The sequence below is a fragment of the Muriicola sp. genome (assembly GCF_049669965.1).
GTDB lineage: Bacteria > Bacteroidota > Bacteroidia > Flavobacteriales > Flavobacteriaceae > Muriicola.
In genome coordinates, this window is record NZ_JBATLB010000140.1 from 1 (window position 1) to 2316 (window position 2316).

Annotated in this window: 3 protein-coding genes, 1 tRNA gene and 1 pseudogene; 2 read left to right on the forward strand and 3 right to left on the reverse strand. The window is 43.7% G+C overall.

Annotated elements, in window-relative coordinates; translation table 11 throughout:
- Window positions 1-114 (reverse strand): annotated as a pseudogene (locus tag WBM49_RS07640) (ribosome-binding factor A); the annotation flags it as partial.
- An 81-nt stretch (window positions 115-195) separates the two neighbouring features.
- Here WBM49_RS07640 and mce point away from each other — a divergent pair.
- Window positions 196-597, forward strand: coding sequence for a methylmalonyl-CoA epimerase (gene mce, locus WBM49_RS07645; RefSeq protein ID WP_424371467.1), 402 nt, complete (start codon window positions 196-198; stop codon window positions 595-597).
- Window positions 598-665: 68 nt separating this feature from the next.
- Here mce and WBM49_RS07650 read toward each other — a convergent pair whose 3' ends face one another.
- Both WBM49_RS07650 and WBM49_RS07655 read right to left on the reverse strand, forming a co-directional pair.
- A complete protein-coding gene (locus WBM49_RS07650) occupies window positions 666-1076 on the reverse strand; it encodes an RDD family protein (protein WP_424371468.1) in 411 nt (136 codons plus the stop codon).
- 1 nt (window position 1077) lies between these two features.
- Window positions 1078-1569 carry a hypothetical protein gene (locus tag WBM49_RS07655; RefSeq protein ID WP_424371469.1) on the reverse strand — a complete coding sequence of 164 codons (492 nt, stop codon included), beginning with the start codon at window positions 1567-1569 and terminating at the stop codon, window positions 1078-1080.
- Window positions 1570-2036: 467 nt separating this feature from the next.
- Here WBM49_RS07655 and WBM49_RS07660 point away from each other — a divergent pair.
- Window positions 2037-2110, forward strand: a tRNA-Ile gene (locus WBM49_RS07660).
- Window positions 2111-2316: the final 206 nt, after the last annotated feature.

A 2316-nucleotide genomic window follows, 5' to 3' on the forward strand; every position in this document is an offset into this window, starting at 1 on the left:
AGAAATAGAAATAAGGGTACCTTTCATACCTCCGTCTGTGGCGGCGCGTTGGAGGATGTCTGCGAGATCTTTTTGAATGACCCCTGATATTTTTTTCTGTCGTTGGGTTTCCATGGGGCAAAAATACGTAGAATAATATGTAAATTGGAGGTACAAAGTTAGAAGTGCGAAATACGAAGTTAGAAATACGAGGGAATGAAGAAGATTGAACATTTGGGAATAGCGGTAAAGGACCTACGAGCATCCAACCTATTATTTGAAAAATTGTTGGGGGTGGCCCATTACAAGACCGAAGAAGTGGCCTCGGAAGGGGTGAATACCTCCTTTTTTAAGGCAGGCCCCAATAAGATAGAATTGCTGGAGGCCACCAACGAGAACAGCCCCATTGCCAAATTCATTGAGAAGAAGGGGGAGGGTATCCACCATGTTGCTTTTGAGGTGGAAGACATCAAAGCGGAGATTGCCCGACTGAAAGGCGAAGGCTTTGTGGTGCTCAACGAAGAACCCAAAAGGGGGGCTGACAATAAATGGGTGGCCTTTTTGCACCCCAAAACCACGAATGGGGTGCTTATAGAATTGTGCCAGGAACGGGCATAAGATCCTGGCAGCAAATTCCAAAGGACACTGTTATTTTCAGGGAAACTACAAATGGGGTTAGACAGGACCTACTGTTTTGATGTTGAAACCTTTAATCCCATTAGTTCATCCTGCAAGGTCTTGCTAAAGAACAAATAAACGAGTGCGGAAACGGGCAGCACAAACATACCTACCATTTTCAGCAACGTCCGCTTCACCAACTCAATGCTCCTAACGGCAGGCTGCCCTGCCTGGACAACCATCAGGTTTGTTGCTTTTTTGCCAACGGTAACGCCCTGGGAGAATACATCGAATATCAAAAAATAGCCGAGGTAAAATACAACGTCATAGGAAAATCTGCTTATCAGGGTGTAGTACTCCGTATCTAGCCGATATCCGGGCATGTCTGGTTTCACCAACATACCAAAGAGCTGTATGATGGCGTTTACAATGATCAGGTCTATTAAAAATGCCAGTATTCGTTTATTCTTTAGCCCCATTTTATTTTACAATTACTTTATACACCAAAGTTTTAATTTCGCCGTTCGCATCCACCTCATAGTCTCCTTCAGCAATGCTAATGACATAGTTTTGGTATGAGATGCTCGAAGACGCGTCTACCGATATGCCTTCTATTTTGCCTTTTTTCATGAGCTCAGCACTGTTTTTGCTGCTGAATTTCATAGGAATACATGCGGCACAAACACAACAAACTGTAACCTTCGTTTCTATGGTGGTCTCACCAAAAATATACTTTATGGTTTGCTTAATGGTGAACGTACTGCATCCGTTTACCGGGAAGGCCTTTACATCTTCAAGGCCCATAGGACAATCTCCTTTAGATGAGGTGTTTTTATTTTCTTTAGAAAATAAAACACTAAGGTCTTCCACATAAAGGATTTGTTGCCCTTCTTTTGTTGTTTCATCCTTTGAACACGAAAAGGACGATACAAGCATTACTAAAAATACGAATCTTACTGTAATTTTTTTCATTTTTACTATTTTTTGACGTTCCTACTCTTTCGATTTTCGGTTTCCTCGGCCGACGGTTTTTTAGGGTGATGGCGGCAACCACAGCGATAAAAATGGGAGAGGAGTTCCCGGCAGACCTTTTCCATAGTTTTGAAGAGAGACAAACCAGGTTTTCACCGGCGGGGAAATGCCCGGGAATCAGAACAAGTTTAGTGTTTTGTAGTGCAATACCCTTGCAGCTATTAGGGGGGGAGTTATTTTCTGTTTAAAGGGAGAGGTACACAGGCTACCCGAAGCTAATTTTTTTTAGGGTGCCCCAAGAGCGGCATTTGAATTATAAGCGGGATGGCGCTTATGCCTTTAAAGCCTTAAAAGATATTGCAGCAAAGCAAAATAAGTAGTAATATTGCACGCTCCAAGCCCAATTCGTATCTTGTTTATTAGAATTTGAGATTTGGAATTTTGAATTTATTCGCGTCAGCGAATACGGTCCTATAGCTCAGTTGGTTAGAGCACCTGACTCATAATCAGGTGGTCCCTGGTTCGAGCCCAGGTGGGACCACATCAAGCAGAAAACCCGCGCCAAGAGGCGTGGGTTTTTGCATTTCCGGGGAGAAAGCACAGCTTGCTGATGCTTGCGGACCGGAAATGCAAAGATGCGGTGCGCATAAGCGCACTGCTGTTTTCTATTTGCAGAAGCGGGCCTTCTCTGGTCCATTTCCGAAAGGAAATGAACCCAGGTGTCAATGAGAAGGAAACTCACCATAC

Excerpts from the sequence above, each read along its gene's own strand:
- WBM49_RS07655 (WP_424371469.1), bottom strand. The coding sequence starts at position 1,569 with ATGAAAAAAATTACAGTAAGATTCGTATTTTTAGTAATGCTTGTATCG.
- WBM49_RS07650 (WP_424371468.1), bottom strand. The coding sequence starts at position 1,076 with ATGGGGCTAAAGAATAAACGAATACTGGCATTTTTAATAGACCTGATC.
- mce (WP_424371467.1), top strand. The coding sequence starts at position 196 with ATGAAGAAGATTGAACATTTGGGAATAGCGGTAAAGGACCTACGAGCA.